Here is an 18,821-nt window from a genome sequence, read left to right on the forward strand (position 1 = left end):
CGACTCGAAATGATCGGCCCGCGGGTTCTTGGTGGCTGTAGCTCAGTTGGTAGAGCACCGGGTTGTGGTCCCGGGTGTCGGGGGTTCAAGTCCCCTCAGTCACCCCAGGCGAAACGGTGAAGGGCCGGTACCCCCGAAACGGGTACCGGCCCTTCACCGTTGATCGGGGCCCTGGTCAGGACTCCATCGGCGTCGGCGGGACGATCGCCTTCACGCCCTCCTCGAGCGGCAGGGCGCTGCCCTTGGCGAAGGTGCTGAACGACACGTTCCAGTCGGTCCAGCCGTCGCCGTCGGCGAGCTTGCGGGTGGTGCCCTTGACCGTGATCGGGTCGCCCATCTTGGTGACCCCGAACAGCCACTCCGCCTGGCTCATCGACATGTTCACGCAGCCGTGCGACACGTTCGTGCGCCCCTGCGACGACACCGACCAGGGCGCTGCGTGGATGAACTGCCCGCCCCAGGTCAGCCGCTGGGCGAAGTCGATCGGGGTCCGGTACCCATCCTCGGGCCCCAACTCGTCGTACGTGTCGAAGATCGTGTGCCGCAGCTTCTGAATGATGACCATCGTGCCGCTGGAGGACGGGGTGCTCGGCTTGCCCAGGCTGATCGGGATGCTCCGGAGGACCTTCCCGTCCTTCTTGACGGTCATGTGCTTGGTCTTGTTCTCGACCGTCATGATCAGCTCAGAACCGATCTTGACGTCGACCGTCAGGTCGTTCCGGCCGAAGTAGCCGTCGCCCAGCGCCAGGCCGCCGGTCGCGATCCGGTACGAGATCTTGGTGTTGGCCTTCCAGTACTTCTCCGGACGGAACCGCACCTCGGTGCCGCTGGCCCACCGCCAGATCCCCGTCACCGGCTCGTCCGCGGTCACCCACATGCGCTTCTGCACGTCGTCCCGGTAGCTCTTCGGAATCGACCGGCTGAACCTGATGATGATCGGCATCGCGACGCCGACCACCTGGTTCTCCCCGAGGAAGCTGGACACCGAGATCGTCTTGCTCGGCTTGGCCATCGTGGTGAACGTGCTCGTGGCGGTGTTGGTCTGGCCGTCCGCCGCGGTCGCCGTGACGGTCGCCGTGTAGGTGGCCCCATACTTGAGCTGCTTCGCCGGCACCCACACGCCGGCCGTGTCGTCGGCACCCTGCCGCAGGCCGCCCTTCACCGCCGCGCCGGCGGCGTCCTTCACCTCGATCGTGGCCTTGTCGGCCAGTTCCGACGAGTAGCTGATCTCGACCGCGGTGGAGACCTTGTTCTCCTCCGCGCCGGGAACGCTGACCATCGCCGTCACCTGCGGGCCGGTCGGGGACGGCGTGCCCCCCTGGCCGCCGGTGCCGCCGGAACCGCCCTGCCACCTACCGCCGCCCGAGCCGCCGCCGCTGCACCCGGTGAGCAAGGTCAGCCCGAGGGCCACCGCCACACCGAACCCCACGGCGCCGCGCAGCGTGCCGCCCCGCCGGGTACCCGTGACTCTCTCGCCTCGAGGCATGACTCCCTCACCGTCTCGATCCCGCAACAATGGTGCCCTAAAGACGCGCGACGGCAGGTACCGGTTGTATGTCGGTGACACAACACTGCGGACACCGCGACCCGCCATCGAGGTATCTATCAGCCCGGCTTGCGCCGGTTGAGCCTGTTCTGCGCCGCCTGAGTCGGCTTCCCGCGCGGCCATGGTCTCCCGGGCGCCCTGGTCAGCCGGCGGCGGCCAACTCGGCCGGCACCGGCAGCGCACTGCCTTTGACGAACTCCGCCCACGACTGGTTCCACGCCGTCCAGCCGTCGCCCGCCGCAAGCTTGCGTTCGGTGCCGAGCACGGTGATCGGATCGCCCACCCTGGTCCGCTCGAACAGCCACCGGGCGTTGCTGGGGGACACATTGACACAGCCGTGCGACACGTTCCGGCGCCCCTGCGAGCCCACCGACCACGGTGCCGAGTGGATGTACTGCCCACTCCAGGTGATCCGCTGGGCGAAGTCGATCTCCGTCCGGTACCCCTCCCGCGGGCCCAGTTCGGCGTACGTGTCGAAGACCGTGGACGCCTTCTTCTCCATCACCACCATGGTCCCGCTGCTGGACGGGGTGCTCCTCTTGCCGAGGCTCACCGGCACGGTGCGGATCACCCTGCCATCCTGGTAGACGCTCATCACCTTCGTCCGGTTGTCCACTTTCATCTCGAACGCGCGCCCGATCGTCGCCGTCGCCCCCCGGTCACGATCCCCGTACCGTCCGCCACCGGTCGGGTGGCCGCCCACCGCGATCCGCACCGTCACCTTCGTACCCGGCTGCCAGTACACCGGCGGCCGGTAGTACGCCTGGGTCCCGTTCGCCACCCACGACCAGGCGCCCGGTTGCGACGGCGTGCTCGTCACGAACATCCGCCGCTGCACCTCGGCCCGATCCTTGTTGGCGATCCCCGGATGGAACTCGACCACGACCGGCATCGCCACCCCGTACGTGTGCCCGTCGAACAGGTACAGCCCGGTGTCCGTCCGCCGCCCCGGCTCCTTCATCGTCCGGAACGTCGTGGTCTGCGTCATGGTCTGCCCACCACCCGCGGCGGTCACCGTCGCCGTGTACACCCGGTCGTACTTCAGTGGGCTGCGCGGCACCCACGCGGACCCGTCCTCCCGCAGGCTGCCCGCCACCGCCTTGCCGGCACTGTCCCGCAGCGTGACAGTGCTCACCGAGCCGCCGGTCACCCGGGTACCGATCTCCGCGCTGACCGGCAGGTTCTTCGCGTTCACCGCCGGCGTGACGGCCAGGGTGAGCGGCGGTACCGTGGTCGGCGCGGTGCTGGGTGTAGCGGTCGGTGACGGGCCACCCGGGGGCGCCGCCCTTTCGCCGCCGTCGCTACAGCCCGCGACCGCCGCACAGACCGCCGCCGCCAGAATCGCCGCAGCCCACGCCCGCCCCACCCTGCTCATCCCACCCCGCCGCTCCCCGGGTCTCACCGCCCCGGTACGTGTCCCAGGACATGGTGCCCTACGCGTGCGCACGGGTGGGTTGGGTGGTGCTGGTGATCTCCGCTTCAACGCCGGTCACGGCGGTTTCGATGAGCCCGACGACGGTGTCGAAAGCCGAGACGGCCAGCCCCGGAACCCGTTGGGGAGCGGGCTAAGGGCCGTGCTATCGTTTCCGACGTTGTCAGCGAGCGCCGCTAGCTCAACTGGCAGAGCAGCGGACTCTTAATCCGCGGGTTCGGGGTTCGAGTCCCTGGCGGCGCACTACGGTTGACCTGGGCGTTCTCCCTTTCGGGAGAGACGCCCATTGTCATTTTCAGCCCGTGGGGGACCGAAGGGGGACCGGCAGTCCCCGTAGCGACCCGGCTACCGACCGTACGTGGCACGAGCGCTGCTGTGCGTTCGGCCGCCTCCTGGGCCAGGCGCGGGGAGACGCTGGTGTAGGTGTCCCGGGTCAACGTGCTGGTGGAATGGCCGAGCAACTCCTGCACCACCTTGATGTCGACCTCGGCCTCCAGGGCGAGGGTTGCGGCGCCATGGCGCAGGTCGTGCAGCCGGATCGGCGGAAGCCCCGCGGCGGCGACCAGGTCGTTGAAGTGTTGGGTGACCTCGGCGGGGTGCAGCTCGGTGCCGTCCTCGTGAGTAAAGATGCGCCGCGAGTTGAACCAGGCGGCGCCCAGAGCCAGCCGCTCCTCGATCTGCCGCTTATGCCACGCATCCAGGACCGCGAGGGTCTGCTTGTCCAAGGCGACGACTCGGTCGCCGGCGTCGCTCTTGGGCTTTCCGGCCTCGACTTCCCAGCCGAGTTGAACGAGCTGTTCGCCGACCGTGAGCGCGCTGGCTGTGCGGTTCAGGTCGGTCCACCGCACGCCGCATGCCTCGCCCCGCCGCAGCCCCCGGTAGGCGATGAGGTGGTAGAGCGGGTACAGCCGGTCCTCGCTGATGAAATCGAGGAAGCGTCCGGTCTGCTCCGCCGTCCAGACCATGACGGGTGACGGGGCGCTCGCTGTCGTCGAGGTGGTTGATCTCCACCGTGAGCCGCGCGACCGCCGCAAGGTCACTCCGCTGTCGGGCGGCATTGAGTTCATCGACAGCAGCGTTGCGCCGTGCCCGGTTCTCTCGCCATGCGGCGACGTGCTCCTCGGTCCAGACCATGGCCTTGGGTCGCTTACCCGATTCCAGTTCGACGAACGCCGCATGGTTGACCGTGATCAGCTGCTCCTGCTTGATCGCCCGGTTGAGGGCCGCCCGCAGCGTCGCACGAATGCGCTGCTTCGTGGCGGCGCTGACGATGCGTCTGCCCTTGACGGCGGCTCGCTGCTCGGCGTCGGCGCAGGCCCACGCGGCTCGAATGAACTCGTTGTCGGCATCGATCGCATCGAACATGGCGGCGATGTGCACGACGCGGAGGCGATCGATGGGAAGGTGTCCGAGGTGTGGCTTGAGATACAGCCTGATATGCGCCTCGTAGGACCGGCGGGTGCTCTTGCGGATCTTGCGGCGGCTGGTTAGCCACTCGTCAAGCCACTGTCCGACGGTCATGGTGGCGTTGAGCGCCTGGCCGGTGGCGTACCTGCGGCGCATCTCGTCGTAGTCAGGCAGCGCACCGCGGGCCTTGAGCGCCTTCTCGACCGCGACAAGCAGATCCTGCCGGGCCTGGTCGCCGACGGGACCAGGCGCCGGAATCGCCATCAGTAGTTCAATCTGCCGCCGTAGCGTCTCGGCCTCCGTCTGCGTGGCGTATCCACCACGCTTTAGAACCTTGCGCCGCGCTCCATCCACTACCGGCACCTCCACACGGAAGTACCACTGGCCGTGTCGCGGGTTCCATGAGCCGTCCTTCCGGCGCAGGAACCGACACCTCGCTTCGAGGTCCTTGCCGCTGTCGTCGCGGCAGCGGCACCGCTTGTAGGTCGATCCCTTCACACCAGATCCTTTCTGATCTAGGTACCAAAATTCGGTACCTAGTGAGGGTACCGCGATGAATCCGCGTGCGGATAGAGTCGGCTTCGCCGCTTCATATGGCAGGGTCTTGGTGACAGATCGGGGACCGGCTGCCGTGAGGAGTTGTGGATGCCGCGGCGACGCGCTGCTGACCCGGCGTTGCCGCCGTTACCGGAGCGGGAACGGCGGGATCAGCAGGTGAAGATCCGGCTAACGGCGACCGAGATCGGGCAGCTGTCGCGATTGCGACCCGACCTTGCGCCGTCGGGGATCGTCGCGCTGATCGTCGAGGACGTTCTTGCCGGCCGGTACCGCCCGAACTGGGCGGCGCCGGTCAAGGACAGCCAAGATCGTGAGCCGTAGAGCGACGGGCCGATGAACCGTGAAAGCCGCGCCCCATCACGTCGCTTCGAGTAGCTGAAGGATCGCGGGTACGGGCACGACGTACCGACGGCCGATCCGTAGCACCTTGACGGGGAATGCATCTGCGCGAGCGAGCTCGTACGCCTTCGTGCGGCCGATCCCCAAGATCGCGGCGGCTGTCTCGATGTCGGTAGTCATGCCCAAGGCCCATACCGCTTCTTGCGTCCACAGCATCGGCGAAGATCGGTCCCGTGGGTGTGTGGCCTCTGCCCTGGACCCGCCCACTGTCACCACCTCCTAACATCCTTGCGATGCCGGCTGAGCCACCGACTCGGCGGCTTGTTCAGAGCCCGGTAGATTCGGGATGTCGTCGTCGCGCCGTCTGTGGCAGGTAGCGGCCGGTGCGTTGAGCGGCTCCGCTGTCCTGCCCCACGGGCCACAGTGTGGCCGCTGGGCCGATGTGGTCCTGTGCGGCGCCGGCCAGCGCCGCCCGCAGCGGCATCGCTGACGCGCGTGGACCCGGGCGGGTGCGGCCGCTGCTCGTGGCGCGGGCATCGCCGGGTCTGGGATGTGGCCGCCGTAGTCGCCGTCCGGCGTTCCGTGTGACTACTCATCGGTGGCCGCCTCGATGCTGAAGATCAGCAGGTCGGTGTGCGGGTACGTGGTCCCCCTACGGCCGCGTCCTGTCCGGGGGCGGCTTGCCGGCCGGCTGCTCCGGCGGCCACGTCCCGTTTCGCCGGTGGACGGGGGCGTGGCCGCGCCAGGGTCGAGGACGGCCACGTGCTGGACGGCGCGCAGTCCGGCCGTGGCCGCGACACCAGCCAGCGCGCGGAGGTGTCCGATCCGCTGGCCGGCCTCGACGCTGACGACGATCACGAGGCAGCCGGTGGTGCCCAGCAGTGATCGGCAGGCGCGCAGCAGCCAGTGCGGGTTGACCGCGGGGCGCGGCCAGTGCAGCACAATCAGGTCGATGTCGCCGGCGGCGTGGCCCATGGCGGCCAGGTGTTGGGCGCCGTCGAGCGCGTGGTGACGTCGCCCGGTCGCCGCTGCGGTGGTGGCGAGGGCGATGTCGTCGTCGATGTCGAGCACGACGTCGCCGACCTGCGTGCGGTCACGCAGCAGAAGCCGAGCCAGTTCCGGAGAGAGGTAGCCGGGCCGCTGCGCGCGTGGGACGAGCCACACGGCGGGCTGGGTGTCACTCGGGTTGGCAGGCCGGGTGGGCTCGTTGCCGGTGGGTTCGGGGCGGGTCTGATCGTGGTGTCGGTCCATGGCGGGGTTCGGCTCCCGCGCTGGCCGGTCACGCATGCGCCCAGGAAATGCACCCGATCGGGCTCACAAATTACTGGACCATGCCGTGGTGTGAGTTCGGGTGATAGCCCGGCAGGCGTAGGCGGCGCCGAGGCTGTCAATGGTCAGGACGACGAAGGCCTGCGGCTTGTCGTCTCTGGGGTGGGCGGACAGCAGGTTGGCTCTGGCGCAAGCTTCGTTATTGCGTGACGGAGCGTCGCGGTCAGGACTGCTGGATCATGGGCCTGCGGTGAAGTGGGTTGCTGGCATGCTGGCTCACGGGCTATCTGCTCGAAGCAAGCGCTGCGATGAGGATCGCGCAGGGGTTGCCGGGCTCCCAGCCGGGTAGGGGCTCAATGGTGTCGATGTGGATGAAGCCGCGCGTTGTCCAGAACCTGTAGGTTGCGGCGTAGGGCGGGTAGCCCGCGCTCGGGTCCAGTGTCTTGACTTCCACAACCGTCGTGCCGCTGTCGCGGAGCTTGTCGAGTATGTGCGCGATGAGGGTGGTGCCGATACCTTGATTACGTCGGTTTGGTGCGATCGCGGCCCAGAGGATCTCGGCGGCGGCTGGAGTGCGTCGCGCCACGATGGCGAAGCCGCAGACCGAGCTACCTTCCGTAATGACCCACGAGTCGTGGATGACGAGGTCATGGCGGATCTTGTCGCAAACCTCCGAGGTGAAGAAGTCAGGTAGGCCAGCGATGATGTCTTCGCACGCCTGGGCGTCGTCAGCGCGGCCAGCCCGTACCTGCCACCCGGTCGATCCAGTCACGGTGGTGATTCTCCATACCTCCGTCAAGCAGGGAAGGCAATTAACGCCGCCACGCATAGAAATGTCCACATTTGGATGGGGTCTTGTGTGCGTTCTGTGCTTGTTCCTCGGCGGTGTCATTCTTGGATGATCAGGTGGGGGTGGCGAGGACCTCGCGCAAGCGGCGGGTGGACACGCCCAGCCGGGCGGCGACCTCGGTACGGGACAGGTGTGGTTCGGCGGCGATGATCTGCTGAGCGAGTTGGCGGGTGGCGGCGGTGGGCCGGCGGCGACGCGCAGGTTGTGCTCGTGGGCGGTCGGTGCGGCGGCCACGGTCGACTGCGGTGGCGGCCGCTTCCGCCGCCGGAACATCTGACCGGCTCCGCTGCGGAACTTCGGCTCGAAGTTCCGGCGGAAGGTCAATGCTTCCGGCCGGCGGAACAACGGCGAGCGGCGTAACTACAGCGACGGGCCGATCCGGCGACGCCGCGCTCAGCGAGCGCGCTGGGGCGGTGGGTAGGCCGGCTGCCTCCCGATGCCCCCTGTCGTGCGCGGGCGTCGCGGTGCCGGTCGGCCCGGTACCGATGGGACGCCGACGGTGGGCAGCGGCTGGTGGTTGCCTATCGAGATGCGCCGAGGGCTTCGCGGGGGCGGAGCGGGCAGGTGCCGGCGATGGCGGAACCTGCACCGGTACGTGCTCGAATGATGGGCCGGCGGCCACACCTTCCGCCGGCGGCTGCATCTGGGCGGTGGACGAGGGCGGAACTTCGGCAGCGGCGGGGACTGGCGGCCGGGCCAGCATCTCCACGACCAGTAGTAGGGCCACCGCCGGCCAGGCGGCCACGATGCGGGCGCCGATGCTGGAGTGGGCAGCGGCGATGTTAGCCGCCACAGACGCGAGCACCCCGGCGGCGAAGGCGAGCCGGGCGATCGGGCGTACCCGGTGGTTGCGGCGCTTGTCGTCGACCATGACCACGCTGGCCACCACGAGCATGCCGTCGACGCTGAATGGCAGCGCGTACGCGACCTCCGGTCGCTCACCGAAGTTCAACGCGACGTGGACCATGTGCGAGTACGACGACCACGCCGCGATCGCAGTGACGGCGCCTGCCGAGACGTTGCGTACCGCCCTGGTTCCGCCCGCCATCGTCGACCTCCCTGCCGTCCAGCCGTGCGAGACCTGGTGTCTGGCGGTTGTCGGCGGGGCTGGGCTCTCGTGAGCCTCGGCGCAGGTCCACCGGGGATCCGCCAAGGTCACGGTATGTGAGTCGGTGTGAGAGGCGCGCCGTTCCAGGACTCACATGAAGTCACACGGAATCACACAGGCGAGCCGGTGTCCTGATCACAATGCACGGTGCGGCGATGGTCGTCGCGCGAAGCCGGGCGCGGGAACCACAGCGCCGCCCTCATCTGCCTTGCCTACGCCGCGTCGACGTCCTCGTCGCCTGCTGCGCACAAGACCGCGTACCAGGCCCAGACAACCGGCGAGGCTGCGGCAGCCGCTCGAACGGATGGGATCCCCAGCAATCAGTTGCCGCGCTAGCCCTGCATTCCGCACGTGGCTGATCGTGGGCGGGTTTCGGCGTGGCGGGTTCGTCACGAGCGGGGTCGGTGGCAGCGTGCCGGGCTGTGAGAGAGCGTGCGCGGTACGGCTCGTTGCCGTCGGTGGAGAAGGCGTTGGGGTCGTTGCCGGTGGTCGCGGCGTTCGCTGCCCGCCTTCGGATTCGTGACGTCATCGATGGGTTGTGTCCGGTGGATGACCGGTCGGAACTGACGCATGGCCAGGTGATCGAGGCGTTGGTCGCGAACCGGTTGACCTCGCCGGAGCCCCTCGTACGGGTGCAGGGGTGGGCGGGTGGGTACGCGGTCGAGGAGGTGTTCGGGGTGCGTCCGGAGCAGCTCAATGACGACCGGGTCGGCCGGGCGTTGGATGCGATCGCTGCGCGGGTGGACTCGATCGTCGGGTCGGTCGGTGCGGCTGCGATCGAGGGGTTCGGTATCGACGTGTCCCGCATTCACTGGGATATGACCTCGATGTCGATGTACGGCGAGTATGAGCAGGTCGACGAGATGTACGCGGCGCCGAAGTTCGGGCATCCGAAAGACCGGCGGCCGGACTTGAAGCAGGTCCAGGCGGGGCTTGCGGTGGCCGCGGACGGCGGGGTGCCGATCTTCCACCGGGCCTACGAGGGGGTGTCAGATGGTCTGTGTAAGGAGATCCTCTTGAGTTGAAGGAGGACACATGACCGTGACTGACGATCAACGTGATGCTCATCCGCTCGGTGTGCAGCCGTCGGGTAGCGGGCCGGGGACGGCGCGTGTGGTGATCAATGAGATGATCGATGCTGGGTTGCTCGATGATGTGATGGCCCGGGCGGACGCCGGCGAGTTGCGGTTGACCGGGGAGGGTGGCTTCCTGCCGGAGATGATCAAGGCAGTCCTCGAACGGGGGCTGGCGGCGGAGCTGACCGGTCATCTGGGCTATGAGAAGGGCGATCCGGTCGGGTGGGGTAGCCCGAACTCGCGTAACGGGTCGAGTCCGAAGACCCTCGCGACCGAGGTCGGGGACGTGCCCCTGGCGGTGCCGCGGGACCGGGCCGGCAGCTTCGAGCCGCGGCTGGTGCCCAAGGGCGTCCGCCGGGTCGGTGGCCTGGACGACATGATCGTCTCGTTGTATGCGGGTGGGATGACGGTCCGTGACATCGGGCATCACCTCGGGCGCACGCTGGGTACCGAGTTGTCCCACGAGACCATCTCGAAGATCACCGACGGGGTCCTCGATGAGGTCAAGGCCTGGCGGGCCCGGCCCTTGGAGGAGATCTACCCGATCGTCTACCTGGACGCTCTGGTGGTGAAGGTCCGCGACGGGCACCAGGTGCGTAACCGGGCCGCGCACATCGCGGTCGGGGTGGACCTGGACGGGGTCAAGCACGTGCTCGGGATCTGGGTCCAGGCGGCCGAGGGGGCGAAGTTCTGGGCCGGGGTCTGCGCCGAGCTGCGTAACCGTGGGGTGCGGGACGTGCTGATCGTGTGCTGTGACGGGCTGACCGGCTTCCCCGAGGCCGTGGAGGCGACCTGGCCGCAGACGACGGTGCAGACCTGCACGGTGCACCTGATCAGGGCGGCGATGCGGTTCGTGTCCTATCAGGACCGCAAGAAGGTCGCCGTGGCGCTGCGGCCGATCTACACCGCCCCGACGGTGGAGGCCGCGGAGGCCGAGCTGCTCGCGTTCGCTGATTCTGATCTCGGCCGCCGGTATCCGGCGGCGGCCGCGACCTGGGAGAACGCGTGGGAGCGGTTCATCCCGTTCCTGGCGTTCCCACCGGAACTCCGCAAGATCATCTATACGACGAATGCGATCGAGAGTCTGAACTACCAACTCCGGAAGATCATTAAGAATCGGGGGCACTTCCCGAACGACGACGCGGTGATCAAGCTGCTGTGGCTGGCCATCCGCGACATCGAGGACAAACGCGCCCGGCAACGCGCCAAAGAGCAGGGTGCACCCCGCAACCAGCGCAAGGCCCCCGGCCGGCTCGTCGAAGGCGCTACCGTGCACGGCTGGAAAGCCGCCCTCGGCGCCCTCGCCCTGACCTACCCCGACCGCCTCGGCCCCTACCTCACCTGAACCCGAACCCAGCACGAACGGAACCCACCGTGACCGACTGGAAGAACCACCACCCGCCGCACGACCACCCTGACTTCGACGCCTACCTCGACAGCCTCACCGAGGACGACATCGCCGCCCTCAACGGCGCCATCCTCTACACCAACGAACCGGCCGATTCCGCCCGCTACCGCCAGCACCCAGGCGCCGAAACGGCGCCCGACAACGACCTCACCCATCAATAAATTCAGATCAACTTACACAGACATCTTGACAAGCTCGCCTACGACGGCGGCGCGGGCGAGGTCGCCCAGGTCATCCCGATGGTGAAAGCGTTACAGCAGATCGCCACGACCCGCCGGCTGTTGATCGTCGGCGACTCGAAGCTGGTCTCCTACGACAACCTGAGCAAGATGCACGGCGACGACGTGAGCTTCGTAGCGCCGGCGTCGAAGGTGTACGTGCCGGCCGAGGCGCTGGCCGGTCTGGACCTGACCCAGGCCAGCCGGGTCGACTACGTCGCCGCACGTGACCGGGGCAAAGACCCCGCCAAGCTGGGGACGTGGCACGTGTACGAGGACACCATGACCTTGACCGGCCCGCGCAAGAAGGATCCGGTGCTGACCTTGCGCCGGGTGTTCGTGCACTCCAGCGCCCGGGCGCAGGCCGCAGCCACCGCCCGGGCCAAGAAGCTCGACCGGGCCACCGACGACCTGGACCGGCTGACCCGCGGCCTTGGTTCCCGGCACTATCCGGATGCCGCCGCGGTCGAGGCCCGCCTGGCGGTGATCGGCAAGACCCGCCGCGTCGGCGCCTACCTACGCACGACCACCGGCACCTGCCCGGACACCGGGAAACCCACCCTGACCTGGCACTTCGACCAGCAGACGATCGATGCCGAAGCGGCCACCGACGGCTGGTACGCGCTGCTGACCAACCTGGACCCCGACGAGGCCGACGCCGTCCAGGTCCTGCTGCACTACAAGGGACAGGAAGCCGTCGAACGCCGCTACTCCGCGTTCAAGGGCCCCCTCGCCGTCGCCGCGATCTACCTGAAGAACAACCGCCGGATCACCGCCATGATCACCGTGGTCTGCCTCGCGCTGCTCATCTTCAGCCTGATCGAACGCCAGGTCAGACACGCTCTGGCCGCCCTGGGCCGGACCACCATCGCCGGTCTCTACGCCGGCCGGCCCGCCGTCCCGACCACCCGACTGATCTTCCAAGCCCTCGCCGGCATGAGACTCATCCCCGCGACCAGCGGCGACCCACACACCATCCCTCAACCCACACCCTTGCAACTCGAAATCCTCGACCTGCTCGACGTCAATCCGCTGGAATGGTGCTGACGATCGCCGACATGCGGAATGCAGGGCTAGCCGTTGTGAGTTCGTACGAGCGCCAGGCGCTGGTACACGGTTGCTCGTACCCGGGCAGCGAGTTTGGCATGCAGTTGTGGCTGGTCGAGTGGGATGTAGATGCCGAGCCAGCCGATCAATCTGAGCATCTGCACGAGGTCTGCGTCGTAGGTAACCGCGACCTTCAAGTCGGGCCAGGCGAAATCGACCAGTAGGGGTTGTCCGCCGAACGGCGGGCGTATCCGACAGTGCAGCTGGGGTGCGGGTAGGCCGTCTTCGGTCAGTAGGACGCGAAGTTGCGACTGTAGAGTCGATCTGGACCAGGGGTTGGTCATCGCGAACGCTGTCCGTGCGCGGCGTGCCCCGCGTATCCCGGTGCGGTTGCGGCAGATTGCGGCCAGGTCCGCTGTGTCGAGGAGCTGGTAGTGCAGCATCGCGTCCAGAACGGGGACGGCGGCGATCGGCGGTAGCCAGAGGGCGATGTCCCATGCGGCTTGCAGGACTCCGGTACAGGGCACGGGATGGCCGAGGACGGGCACGGTGGTGATGTCGTAGGCCGAGTCCTGGCGTACGTGTACGGCCAGGCCGCGGCGTGCCGGTACCCGGATCGTGGGTGGAGTGATCACGTGGACGCGGGCGTCGGGTTGGGTCGCCTCGCCGCCTTGTGCTTCAAAGCTGTCGTGTCCGGTGGGGATGTGCCGGTCGGCGACGCTGCCGGCGCCTGGGTCGGTTGTGTCCGTGCCGAGGGGATCGGGGTGTTTGGTGGCGTGCAGGCAGGCTGCGGAGGGCCCGGCGATCACCGCGCCGATGGGAAGGCGCAGCGTGACCGCGAGGCATTGCAGGGCGTGGCTGCGGCGTAGGGCCGCGTCGGCGTAGACGTCCTGGCTGAGGCGTATCCAGGCGTGACTGCGAAGCTGGTGTTCAGTCAGCAGCCCTCGCGCGATGGCGTGGGAGCCGCGGAACACCTGGCCTTGAAGCTGATGGGGGCGATATGCCGCCGGGGGCACCGGGGTTCCTCTCTCGTACGATGCGGGTTTTCGGGAACAGGTTTATGGCCGAGCGGCTACGGCGGTGGCGCCGCGGCTGGCACCGCCGGGCCGATGGCTACCGCGCCCGCTCATGCAAGCTTCCTGATCGCGTGCAGGCCGGGGGCCGTCCAGCCATCGCGCACGCTGTGGAGCATGACGACCAGCACATCAGCTCTATCCGACGCCGCCGCATGGCTGATCATTTTTGGGCCGTCCTTCGCTTCGGCATGCGGCGAAGTTACGGCTATCTACGGCAGGGAGAACGAACTGGCAGTTCGGGTGAACTCCCCATTCGGGGGCCTCAAACGAACTGTAGGCGTTCGGCGAGTTCGCTTACCTGACGCCGGAACGTGGGCCGAACGCGCCTCTGAAGACTGCCGACCAGCTCCCGGGCCAGCGCGCTCCGCTTGAGATCCTCTGGGGCAAGGTCTTCCAGGTTGAGCAAATGGAGCAGCACCGCTGCGTCGTCGCGGCGAAGGTCGTGGCAGCGAGCCACCTCCAGCGTGAACGTGAAGCGCCGTTCACGACTGGGAACGCGGCTCGTGTCGATCTGGTCGGCTAGGGCAAGGCCCTTTGCCGCCTCCCCGGCGAGCATCTCGATGCTCAACGCATGCATATGGACGTTAGCCGGCCCGAAAACCGTCCATTGCACGTTACGTTCCCCCACCTGCTTGGCCAGGGGCGCCGCTCGCTGCTCTAGCCTCTGCCTGGCATGCCACCAACGTCCGCAACGTGCGTCCGAGACAGCAGCAACAAGCTCCAAGGCGCCTTCAACGGCCCTGGCTTGCAGCTCTACGGTCGAGGGACGCCTGCGGAGCTGCTCGATGGCCAGAAGGGCGACTTCCTTAGCCTCCTCCACTGAATCCGCGTCGCGGTGCGACAACAGGACATGGCCAAGGTTCCACTTCGCTGCGGAAACCCGAACGGGGTCATCGGCCTCTTCGGCGGCACGGAGGGCGCGGTCGGCGGCCATGAGCGACAGGTCCAGACGGCCCGTCCGGCGACAGTACGAACGCAGCAAACCGTACATATCTGCCGCTACCTGCAACACCTCCCGCCTGGCCTTGGCATCATCGCCACCGCTCCGCCGAGCGCGCTCCACATCGACGACCAGGGAGGGCAGTGTCTCGGCGGCCTCGCTGAAGCGCCATTTCGAGGATTGCCAGATCCGCCAGGCATGCTCGAGACGGGTACGCAGCTGAGCCGGGGTGGGCGGTTCCACCCCGCTGGGCCGTGGACCACAGCCCATGAGCGCCCGCACGACTTCCGCCTCGGCCCCATCGGGCGGAAGGTCGCTATCTACGTGATCCTCAGACAGGAGGCTGGCGAGCGGCACACCGAGTTCGGCCGCGAGGCGGGCCAACACGTCGGCCGAAGGGACCTTCTGCCCTGCCTCGATCTGCTGGAGGTACCGCTCACTGATGCCACACAACCCAGCGACGGCGGCCTGGGATCGGTTGCCGTTCTTGCGCCGGTAGTGCCTCACTCTCCGGCCGATGGCGAACGGCGCGCTTCCCATACCGCCCCCTTCAAGCGGATCCCGTACCGTCAGCGTAGAACGGCGCGGGTGGTGTCCACAAAGCGCCTTTGGTACATAGAGACTGTGGTCGAGGGATCGATGAAGGTCTGGGGGCACCATGGCGCAGCTCGTCCTGTGGGACATCGACCACACCTTGATCGACACTCGGGGCGTCGGCCGCGAACTGTCGGCAGCTGCGTTTCTCCGGACGACCGGCCAACCGATGCGCGAACAAGCCAAAATCGACGGTATCGCCGAACCGGTCATCTTCCGGGAAACCGCCAAACTTCACGGCCTGACCACGAACCGGTCGGACTTCGAACGCTTCGCCCAGGCCCTCACCGAGGAGCATCTGCGCCGCATCGCAGACCTACGGGACCGCGGACGGGCTCTGCCCGGGGCCGCTGCCGCGATCAACGCGCTCGCCGCTCATGGAGTCCGGCAGACAGTCGTTTCCGGAAACATTCGCCCTGTCGCAGAGATCAAACTCCGCACGTTCGGCCTGGACCAGCACATCCGCTGGGAGTTCGGCGCCTACGGCGAGGATGACGACACTCGCGCTAACCTGGTGCGCATCTGCCTCCAGCGCGCCAACACTGCTGCCAATGCGGCGACCCTCATCGGAGACACACCGGCAGACGTGGCAGCAGCGCATGCGAACGGCGTACACGTCATCGCGATCGCATCGGGCCGCAGTAGCGAGGCAGACCTCCGCGATGCCGGCGCCGACGTAGTGTTGCCCGACTTGATCAACACCGACCTCATCCTCAAGCTCGTACGCGACGATATCCAATCGTAAATCGGTGTGTCGTTGCTGCGTCAGCAGGTAACGATCGTCGATGCTGCTGCGATGCAGGTGATCTCAGCGCCCCGTGCGCAGTGGATCCACCCGTTGACCGGGCTTCAACCCAGGGTCTTTGCGTAGTCGATTGAGGTGCGTCTGACCTGGCCGTACGTGGTGTCGTCCCTGCCTCGACCGACTCCGCGCCCGCTGGCGGTGAGACGTTTGGCCTGTTGGCGGCCTTGGCGCGGGTGCCTGATCCGCGTGACCCACGTGGTGTCCGGTATCCCTTCGCGAGTGTGCTCGCGGTCGCGGTGTGCGCGGTGATGGCCGGAGCGGCCACGTTCGCCGCGATTGCCGACTGGGTCGACGATCTCGATGCGCCGGCGTGGGGCCGGCTCGGGTTCACCGGCCGGGTGCCGGTGCTGACCACGGTGTGGCGGCTGCTGGTCCGCGTCGACGCCGAGACGTTGACGGCGATCCTGGCTGACTGGCTGTGCTCGCGGGTGTCGGCGCCGCCACCGGTGCGGCGGGTCATCGCTGTTGACGGCAAGGTGCTGCGGGGTGCGGTCCTGCCCGAGGGGCGGGTCCACCTGCTGTCGGCCTACGACACATCGACCGGTGTGGTGCTGGCGCAGGTCCAGGTCGCGGCGAAGTCGAATGAGATTCCGGCGTTCGCGCCGCTGCTGGAGCAGGTCGCGGCCCGGTTGGGTGGCCTGGCGGGATGGTGATCGTCGCGGACGCGCTGCATACGCAGGTCGCCCACGCCCGGGCTGTCGCTGCTGCCGGCGGGCACCTGTATGTGTCGGTCAAAGCCAACCAGCCGACGTTGTTCGCCCAGCTCAAGCGCCTACCGTGGGCAGACGTGCCGGTCGGGGACCAACACCGCGACGCCGGGCACGCTCGTCGTGAGACCCGTACCGTCAAGGCGTTGACCGTGCAGACTCCCGGTGGCATCGGCTTCCCTCACGCCCAGCAGGCCGTCCGGATCACCCGCACCCGCACGGTGGCAGGCAAGCGGACACGGGAGACGGTCTATCTGGTGGCGTCACTGCCCGCCGCTCACGCCCAACCCGCTGACCTGCAGGAATGGGCACGCCTGGAATGGCATATCGAGAACCGGCTGCACTGGGTCCGCGATGTGACCTTCCACGAGGACACCCACCGGGCCCGCACCGGTAACGGACCCGCCGTGGCAGCGGTCCTGCGCAACACCGCGATCGGATTCCATTGCGGCAACGGCGAGACCAACGTCGCCAGAGCCACCCGCCGCGCCAACCGCCGCCCCCACGAACTCATCACCACCGTGACCAGCAGTTACCCAACTATGCAATGACCCTGGCTTCAACCTGCACAGTTCCGCCGGCTGGTGCATCTGGTCGCTCAGCGCGGCCGGGACGCGATCGCGGACGGGCGCCGCGGTCGGCAGTGGGTATTGGACCTGCCGGACCGGGTACTGCTGGTCGCCGTGCATTGGCGCACGAACTTGACGATGCGCCAGATCGGGCCGCTGTTCGGGATCTCCCACTCGGCCGCGCACCGGGTCATCGACAGTCTCGGACCCTTGCTGGCACTGGCACCGGTCCAGCGCCGGCAGGTGGACCAGGTCACCATCGTCGACGGCACCCTGATCCCGACCCGCGACCACCGTTTGGCCGCCCGATCGAAGAACTACCGCTACAGCACCAATCTCCAGATCGCCATCGACGCGAAGGCCGAACTCGTCTGCCCGTTTCGTCCAGCGTGTCGAGGTCGAGGACGATCCTGTAGTCATTTCCGGTGCCCGTCCGCCACGTCCCGCGGTCGTCCATACAACCTCGCGCCTCTGCCGTGGGGCCTTGGCGCAGAGGCGCGATTACCTGAGCTTCTCCACGGCTGCCACGAATAGGCGCCTCCTCAGATCATCGAACCTTTGGTGCTCAGGGCGAACGCCACTAGAGTCTTGCAGGACGTAATCCTGAAAGCTGCCCATGCCGCCTTGATACAAAGTCAAAATCTCCCGGATCACTGACCGCTGTCGCTCTTCATCCTCGCCCGCATACCGAAGGTCGCTTGCTATACGCTCCAGGATTCGCGACACGGAGTCACCAGGAGGTGACATTGCGGCAAGTTTTGACAATTCGAGCAGAATGCCTCGAATTTGATCCGGACTCATTTCAGCGGCCACGATGACACCACCTCCACTCCAGGGATCTCCCAAGGCTTTACTACCACAATCTGGTTGGTGCCTCCCATGTACCAGCCACCTTGATCGGCTACTTTACCGGTGTACACTACCGTTCCCCTAGGGATCAGAACCCCATACCCGGTGTCAAGTGGCGCCTTTTGCCCACCAGGCCACACCGGTGGAATTGCCTTGTCGATACGAGTCTGCACCACGCTAACCGGCCGCCCAGCAGAGAACCACTGACCGAGCGGCATGCCAGCCACACCGGCTCGATAGAGGACTGTATCTTGAGCGAGGACGGTGGGCGTATGCCTGGCACCAGCGAAGGTGAGTGCCATTTCGGGCGGAAGGGCTAGGGCTGCTGCGGGGGTCATTGCAGTGTCGGCGAGTAGTCTGGGAAGTGTACCTGCCGCCCTAGAGGCGCTAAGCGCTGGAGCGCCGATGAGAAGCGCTAAAGCAATTATGTCATTAAGGCCTCGGAGAATGCAGGTGACCGATCGGGAACACGCATAGTCCTCCAGGTAAGGATAAACATTGCTGCAATCCAGATAGCTTGCGCACTCCATTACCGGCGACCCAGCATAACACGGCCGGGCTAGGCACATTACTTGGTGGTTAGGGTTGAATTCATGGTAGACCGGCTTCGGAGCCGGCGGGAGCTTGCATATGAAGGGATTAAGGCAGAGCGACTCCAAGCCTGTGTGGAAAACTGTTTTGCCTCGCCCTCCGGGATGTGGGAGGTGGTTGGTCTTCTTGCCGGTGCCTTTCTTGGCGTGGCCGAACTGGTCGTCGAGGTCGGGGTCTTTCGCCCACAGGCCGCTGGGGTCGGAGCTGGTGACCGGCGAGTTGTTGGCGTAGGCGTAGCCGTTCCACTGCTGGGGATCGGCGAGGTCTTGGATGGGGTCGACGGAGATGAATCGGCCAATGGTGGGGTCGTATTCGCGGGCGCCGAGGTGGGTCAGCCCTGTGTTGTCTTTGGTGCCGCCGACGAAGCCTTTGTCCATGGCGTTGGGCCATGCGCCGCTGGTAGCGCCCCGTGCCGCACCGAAGGGGGTTGTT

At 67.2% G+C, this 18,821-nt stretch carries 18 protein-coding genes, 2 tRNA genes and 3 pseudogenes; 11 read left to right on the top strand and 12 right to left on the bottom strand.

Translation table 11 applies throughout. The features are described 5' to 3' along the window. Positions 1-31: 31 nt before the first annotated feature. A tRNA-His gene (locus KJS59_RS28195) sits at positions 32-107 on the top strand. Between the two features lie 68 nt (positions 108-175). Here KJS59_RS28195 and KJS59_RS28200 read toward each other — a convergent pair. Next, positions 176-1,486 (bottom strand): L,D-transpeptidase, encoded by a 1,311-nt coding sequence (locus tag KJS59_RS28200; protein WP_213456577.1) that lies wholly within the window; start codon positions 1,484-1,486, stop codon positions 176-178. A gap of 202 nt (positions 1,487-1,688) precedes the next feature. Further along, positions 1,689-2,921, bottom strand: coding sequence for a L,D-transpeptidase (locus KJS59_RS28205; protein ID WP_213456579.1), 1,233 nt, complete (start codon positions 2,919-2,921; stop codon positions 1,689-1,691). Positions 2,922-3,148: 227 nt separating this feature from the next. Here KJS59_RS28205 and KJS59_RS28210 point away from each other — a divergent pair. Next, positions 3,149-3,221 (top strand) — tRNA-Lys (locus KJS59_RS28210). A gap of 224 nt (positions 3,222-3,445) precedes the next feature. Here the strand turns inward: KJS59_RS28210 and KJS59_RS32375 are convergent. Together KJS59_RS32375 and KJS59_RS32380 are read right to left on the bottom strand one after the other, a co-directional pair. Then, positions 3,446-4,156: pseudogene (locus KJS59_RS32375) on the bottom strand (site-specific integrase); the annotation flags it as partial. Between the two features lie 205 nt (positions 4,157-4,361). After that, positions 4,362-4,649, bottom strand: a pseudogene (locus tag KJS59_RS32380) (tyrosine-type recombinase/integrase); the annotation flags it as partial. A gap of 381 nt (positions 4,650-5,030) precedes the next feature. Here KJS59_RS32380 and KJS59_RS28220 point away from each other — a divergent pair. Next, on the top strand, positions 5,031-5,264 hold the full coding sequence (locus KJS59_RS28220; protein ID WP_213456583.1) for a hypothetical protein: 234 nt from the start codon (positions 5,031-5,033) through the stop codon (positions 5,262-5,264). Positions 5,265-5,300: 36 nt separating this feature from the next. On the opposite strand, the gene KJS59_RS28225 is transcribed toward KJS59_RS28220, so the two are convergent. The 4 genes from KJS59_RS28225 to KJS59_RS28240 all read right to left on the bottom strand — a co-directional run bounded on the left by KJS59_RS28225 (position 5,301) and on the right by KJS59_RS28240 (position 8,449). Continuing rightward, positions 5,301-5,498 carry a helix-turn-helix domain-containing protein gene (locus KJS59_RS28225; protein WP_213456585.1) on the bottom strand — a complete coding sequence of 66 codons (198 nt, stop codon included), beginning with the start codon at positions 5,496-5,498 and terminating at the stop codon, positions 5,301-5,303. Between the two features lie 372 nt (positions 5,499-5,870). Continuing rightward, positions 5,871-6,569 carry a hypothetical protein gene (locus tag KJS59_RS28230; RefSeq protein ID WP_213456588.1) on the bottom strand — a complete coding sequence of 233 codons (699 nt, stop codon included), beginning with the start codon at positions 6,567-6,569 and terminating at the stop codon, positions 5,871-5,873. Positions 6,570-6,834: 265 nt separating this feature from the next. After that, complete coding sequence (locus tag KJS59_RS28235; RefSeq protein WP_213456590.1) at positions 6,835-7,323, bottom strand: GNAT family N-acetyltransferase; 489 nt, start codon at positions 7,321-7,323, stop codon at positions 6,835-6,837. Positions 7,324-7,453: 130 nt separating this feature from the next. Next, entirely contained in the window at positions 7,454-8,449 is a 996-nt protein-coding gene (locus KJS59_RS28240) for a DUF2637 domain-containing protein (protein ID WP_213456592.1), read from the bottom strand. A 518-nt stretch (positions 8,450-8,967) separates the two neighbouring features. Between KJS59_RS28240 and KJS59_RS28245 the strand changes: the two genes are divergently transcribed. The 4 genes from KJS59_RS28245 (at position 8,968) to KJS59_RS28260 (ending at position 12,258) form a co-directional block, all read left to right on the top strand. Further along, positions 8,968-9,534, top strand: a complete 567-nt coding sequence (locus KJS59_RS28245) for a DUF4277 domain-containing protein (protein WP_213456594.1) — start codon at positions 8,968-8,970, stop codon at positions 9,532-9,534. A gap of 133 nt (positions 9,535-9,667) precedes the next feature. Beyond that, positions 9,668-10,930 carry an IS256 family transposase gene (locus KJS59_RS28250; RefSeq protein ID WP_376771291.1) on the top strand — a complete coding sequence of 421 codons (1,263 nt, stop codon included), beginning with the start codon at positions 9,668-9,670 and terminating at the stop codon, positions 10,928-10,930. 29 nt (positions 10,931-10,959) lie between these two features. Further along, positions 10,960-11,154: a hypothetical protein gene (locus tag KJS59_RS28255; protein ID WP_213456597.1), complete on the top strand. Its 195-nt coding sequence runs from the start codon at positions 10,960-10,962 to the stop codon at positions 11,152-11,154. 6 nt (positions 11,155-11,160) lie between these two features. Then, on the top strand, positions 11,161-12,258 hold the full coding sequence (locus KJS59_RS28260; protein WP_456316015.1) for an IS1634 family transposase: 1,098 nt from the start codon (positions 11,161-11,163) through the stop codon (positions 12,256-12,258). A 26-nt stretch (positions 12,259-12,284) separates the two neighbouring features. Here KJS59_RS28260 and KJS59_RS28265 read toward each other — a convergent pair whose 3' ends face one another. Together KJS59_RS28265 and KJS59_RS28270 are read right to left on the bottom strand one after the other, a co-directional pair. Next, complete coding sequence (locus KJS59_RS28265; RefSeq protein WP_213456601.1) at positions 12,285-13,274, bottom strand: hypothetical protein; 990 nt, start codon at positions 13,272-13,274, stop codon at positions 12,285-12,287. A 322-nt stretch (positions 13,275-13,596) separates the two neighbouring features. Next, positions 13,597-14,814, bottom strand: a complete 1,218-nt coding sequence (locus KJS59_RS28270; RefSeq protein WP_213456603.1) for a helix-turn-helix domain-containing protein — start codon at positions 14,812-14,814, stop codon at positions 13,597-13,599. 118 nt (positions 14,815-14,932) lie between these two features. Between KJS59_RS28270 and KJS59_RS28275 the strand changes: the two genes are divergently transcribed. The 4 genes and pseudogenes from KJS59_RS28275 to KJS59_RS28285 form a co-directional block, all read left to right on the top strand. Then, positions 14,933-15,613 carry an HAD family hydrolase gene (locus KJS59_RS28275; protein ID WP_213456605.1) on the top strand — a complete coding sequence of 227 codons (681 nt, stop codon included), beginning with the start codon at positions 14,933-14,935 and terminating at the stop codon, positions 15,611-15,613. 233 nt (positions 15,614-15,846) lie between these two features. Next, complete coding sequence (locus KJS59_RS31905; protein ID WP_283775917.1) at positions 15,847-16,326, top strand: ISAs1 family transposase; 480 nt, start codon at positions 15,847-15,849, stop codon at positions 16,324-16,326. Then, complete coding sequence (locus KJS59_RS31910) at positions 16,320-16,931, top strand: ISAs1 family transposase (protein WP_283775918.1); 612 nt, start codon at positions 16,320-16,322, stop codon at positions 16,929-16,931. Before KJS59_RS31905 ends, KJS59_RS31910 begins: the two co-directional genes overlap by 7 nt. Before the next feature lie 6 nt (positions 16,932-16,937). Further along, positions 16,938-17,322 (top strand): annotated as a pseudogene (locus tag KJS59_RS28285) (helix-turn-helix domain-containing protein); the annotation flags it as partial. A 128-nt stretch (positions 17,323-17,450) separates the two neighbouring features. Here KJS59_RS28285 and KJS59_RS32385 read toward each other — a convergent pair. Both KJS59_RS32385 and KJS59_RS28290 read right to left on the bottom strand, forming a co-directional pair. Continuing rightward, positions 17,451-17,750: a DUF6966 domain-containing protein gene (locus tag KJS59_RS32385; RefSeq protein ID WP_376771292.1), complete on the bottom strand. Its 300-nt coding sequence runs from the start codon at positions 17,748-17,750 to the stop codon at positions 17,451-17,453. Beyond that, positions 17,747-18,821 (bottom strand): RHS repeat domain-containing protein (locus tag KJS59_RS28290; RefSeq protein WP_213456607.1); only part of this gene is annotated, 1,075 nt, incomplete at its 5' end. The genes KJS59_RS32385 and KJS59_RS28290, both read right to left, overlap by 4 nt.

The organism is Rhizomonospora bruguierae (genome assembly GCF_018397995.1).
Lineage (GTDB): Bacteria > Actinomycetota > Actinomycetes > Mycobacteriales > Micromonosporaceae > Rhizomonospora > Rhizomonospora bruguierae.